The 3,533-nt window shown below is 71.2% G+C and carries 4 protein-coding genes; all 4 read right to left on the bottom strand.

The features are described from left to right. Nucleotides 1-72: 72 nt before the first annotated feature. Nucleotides 73-816 (bottom strand): sirohydrochlorin chelatase, encoded by a 744-nt coding sequence (locus tag ABZE72_RS16345; protein WP_372730096.1) that lies wholly within the window; start codon nt 814-816, stop codon nt 73-75. A 106-nt stretch (nt 817-922) separates the two neighbouring features. Continuing rightward, a complete protein-coding gene (locus tag ABZE72_RS16340) occupies nt 923-1,666 on the bottom strand; it encodes a phosphoadenylyl-sulfate reductase (protein WP_372730095.1) in 744 nt (247 codons plus the stop codon). Beyond that, complete coding sequence (locus ABZE72_RS16335) at nt 1,663-1,848, bottom strand: hypothetical protein (RefSeq protein WP_372730094.1); 186 nt, start codon at nt 1,846-1,848, stop codon at nt 1,663-1,665. The genes ABZE72_RS16340 and ABZE72_RS16335 overlap by 4 nt, the downstream gene beginning before the upstream one ends. Nucleotide 1,849: 1 nt before the next feature. Then, nucleotides 1,850-3,533 (bottom strand): nitrite/sulfite reductase (locus ABZE72_RS16330; RefSeq protein ID WP_372730093.1); only part of this gene is annotated, 1,684 nt, incomplete at its 5' end.

Here is a 3,533-nt window from a genome sequence, read left to right as displayed (position 1 = left end):
TGCCACTTGTGGTTGCTCCTCTGCAACCACAAGTGGCAGGTCAGCGGCTTGAAGGCAACCAGAAGTGGCAGGTCACACCGGGACGAGCTCGACGGCACCCACGGCGTAGCGCGCCAGGATCGTCCGCGCCACCTCCGGGTGCGCACCGAGCGGCGCCGACACGGCGATGGCGCCGGCCTCGAGGGCGAGCTCGGCAGCCCGGTCCGGCAGGAAGCCCGGCGCCAGGAACAGCGAGGCAACCGCGATGTGCCGGCGCCCCTGCGCCCGGAACGCCCGGACCGCCTCACCGGTGGCGGGCGGCGACGACGAGGCGAACGCGGCGGTCACCGGCAGTTTGTGCCGCTGGCCCCACACCCGTGCCAGCCGGGCCACCGACTGGTTGGCCAGCGCATCGCTGGAGCCGGCGGCAGCGAGCACCAGGGCGTCGAGCTCGCGCACCCGCAGCGAGGACAGCGCCTCACGCATGCGTACGTCGAGCACCTCCAGGAAGCAGGGCTCGAGGCCGAGGTGCGCCGAGGCGCGGATCTTCAGCCCCGGGTGCTTCGCGGAGGCCTCCGCGATCGCGCTGGGTACGTCGACCTTGGCGTGGTAGGCGTTCGTCAGCAGCAGCGGCACGACGACGATCTCCTCGTGCCCGGCCTTGACCAGCCGGTCGACGACCGTGGAGAAGTTCGGTCGGGAGAGCTCGAGGAACGCGGGCTCGATCTTGAGGTCCGGACGCAGCGCGCGGACCTCCTTGACGAGCGCGGTGATCGTCGCGGCGGAGCGCGGGTCACGGCTTCCGTGGGCCAGGGCGATCAGTGCTGGAGCAGCCATCAGAGCGGCATCCTCTCGTGAGTTGCAGGTGCAACCGGTGCGTTGCTGGAGCGACGATCGACGACGGTGTCGGTCGTGGTGAGGAGTCGTGGGGCGCGGGCGGTCATCAGTGGATCCCGCACTCGGTCTTGGCGGTGCCGGCCCATCGGCCGCTGCGGCTGTCCTCGCCCGGGGCGACGCGCCGCGTGCACGGGGCGCACCCGATCGAGGGGTAGCCGTCGTAGACCAACGGGTTGACCAGGACGCCGTTCTCGGCGATGTACTGCTCGACCTGCTCGTCGGACCAGCGCGCCAGGGGCGAGACCTTGACCTTGCCCTTGCGCGCGTCCCAGCCGATGACGGGCGCGATCACCCGGTTGTGGGTCTCGGCCCGGCGCAGCCCGGTCGCCCAGGCGTCGTACGACGCGAGCGAGGCGGCCAACGGGGCGACCTTGCGCAGCGCACAGCAGGCGTCCGGGTCGGTCCGGTAGAGGTCGGCGCCGTGCTCGGCGTCCTGCTCGGCCACCGACTGGACGGGGGTGATGGTGATCAGGTTGACGTCCATCGTGGCGGCCACCGCGTCGCGGGTGCCGAGGGTCTCCACGAAGTGGTAGCCGGTGTCCAGGAAGACCACGTCCACCCCGGGCGCGACCTTCGCGGCCAGGTGGGCCAGGACGGCGTCGCCCATCGAGGAGGTGATGCAGAAGCGCTCACCGAACGTCGCCACGGCCCACTCGATGATGTGCTCCGCGGGCGCCAGCTCGAGCTCGGCACCGACGTGCGAGACGAGCTCGCGCAGCTCCTCGGGGCTGCGCCCGGCGGTGTGGGTGCCCTTGAAGTTCCGCGCCGACGCGGTGGTCGCCGTCGTCACGACGCACCTCCGGCGGGGCGGACGAGCCCGAGCATCTTCAGCGAGAACGCGCGCAGGCAGGAGCGGCACTCCCAGGTCCCGTGCGGGGAGGTGACCTCGCCGGCCTCGTCCACGACCTCGTGCGGGCGCAGGTCCTCGCCGCCGCAGTAGGGGCAGTGGAAGGGCACGGCTCGGGCGGACATGTCAGACGCCTGCCGACTCGAGGGACTCGCCGCGCAGGTGCACGTCGTCGGCGCGGGCAGCCCAGGTCGCGAACGACTCACCCTCGGCCCGGTCGGCGAGGAATCCCTCGACGACGGCGCTGACGTAGTCGTCGAGCCCGGCGCTGGTCACCTTGTGTGCGCGCAGCTTGCGGCCGAAGTTGGCCTGCAGCCCGAGCGCGCCGCCGAGGTGGACCTGGAAGCCCTCGACCTGGTTGCCGTCGGCGTCCAGGACGAGCTGACCCTTGAGCCCGATGTCGGCGACCTGGGTCCGCGCGCAGGCGTTGGGGCAGCCGTTGACGTTGACGGTGATCGGGGTGTCCAGCGCGGGGAAGCGCTTCTCCAGCTCGGTGACCAGGGCGGCGGCGCGACCCTTGGTCTCGACGATGGCCAGTTTGCAGAACTCGATGCCGGTGCAGGCCATCGTATTGCGCCGCCAGTTCGAGGGCCGCGCGGTCAGGCCGATGGTCTCCAGGTCGTCGAGCAGGGCGGCGGTGTCGGAGCCGTCCACGCCGATCACCACGAGCTTCTGGTACGCCGTGAGTCGCACGCCGCGGGCGCCGTACTTCTCGACGAGGTCGCCCAGGCCGCTGAGCACGTGGCCGTCGATGCGGCCCACCACCGGCGCGGCGCCGACGTAGAACTTGCCGTCCTTCTGCTCGTGCACGCCGACGTGGTCGCCCTGACGCTCCGGTGAGGCCGGCGAGGGGTTGTCGACGAGCGTGCGGTGCAGGTACTCGGTCTCGAGGATCTCGCGGAACTTCTCCACGCCCCAGTCGGCGACCAGGAACTTCAGCCGCGCCCGCGAGCGGAGGCGGCGGTAGCCGTAGTCACGGAAGATCGACGCCACGCCCTCCCAGGCGTCGGCCACCTCCTCGAGCGGGATCCAGACGCCGAGCTTCTGGGCGAGCATCGGGTTGGTGGAGAGCCCGCCGCCGACCCACAGGTCGAAGCCGGGGCCGTGCTCGGGGTGGACCGTGCCGACGAAGGAGACGTCGTTGACCTCCGGGGCCACGTCGTGGCTGGGGTGGCCGGTGAGTGCGGTCTTGAACTTGCGCGGAAGGTTGGAGAAGTCCGGGTTGCCGATGAAGCGTCGCTTGATCTCGGCCAGCGCCTCGGAGCCGTCGATGATCTCGTCCTTGGCGATGCCCGCCACCGGGGAGCCGAGGAAGGGGCGCGGGGAATCGCCGCAGGCCTCCTGGCTGTCCAGGCCGACGCCCTCGAGCCGCTCCCAGATCGCAGGCACGTCCTCGATCCGGATCCAGTGGTACTGGATGTTGTTGCGGTCGGTGATGTCGGCGGTGTTCCGGGCGTACGACGTCGAGACCTCGCCGAGGGCGCGCAACTGCTCGGGGCCGAGGATCTTGCCGTCGCTGCGGACCCGGAGCATGAAGAACTCGGCATCGAGGTCGGCGGGCTCGACCGTGGCGGTCTTGCCGCCGTCGAAGCCCTCGGCGCGCTGGGTGTAGAGGCCCCACCAGCGCATCCGGCCGCGCAGGTCGTTGGGGTCGATCGAGGCGAAGCCCCGCTTGGAGTAGATGTGCTCGATGCGAGCGCGCACGTTGAGCGCGTCGTCGTCCTTCTTGAACTGCTCGTTGGCGTTCAGGGGCTCGCGGTAGCCGAGCGCCCACTGGCCCTCACCGCGCTTGGGGCGCGGGCGGGCGGCG

This window comes from Nocardioides sp. (assembly GCF_041600255.1).
Classification (GTDB): Bacteria; Actinomycetota; Actinomycetes; order Propionibacteriales; family Nocardioidaceae; genus Nocardioides.
This window is presented reverse-complemented; position numbering and strand designations above follow the sequence as displayed.

Bases quoted from the DNA above. Each gene is read 5' to 3' on its own strand.
- ABZE72_RS16345 (WP_372730096.1), bottom strand. From the start codon at position 816: ATGGCTGCTCCAGCACTGATCGCCCTGGCCCACGGAAGCCGTGACCCG.
- ABZE72_RS16335 (WP_372730094.1), bottom strand. From the start codon at position 1,848: ATGTCCGCCCGAGCCGTGCCCTTCCACTGCCCCTACTGCGGCGGCGAG.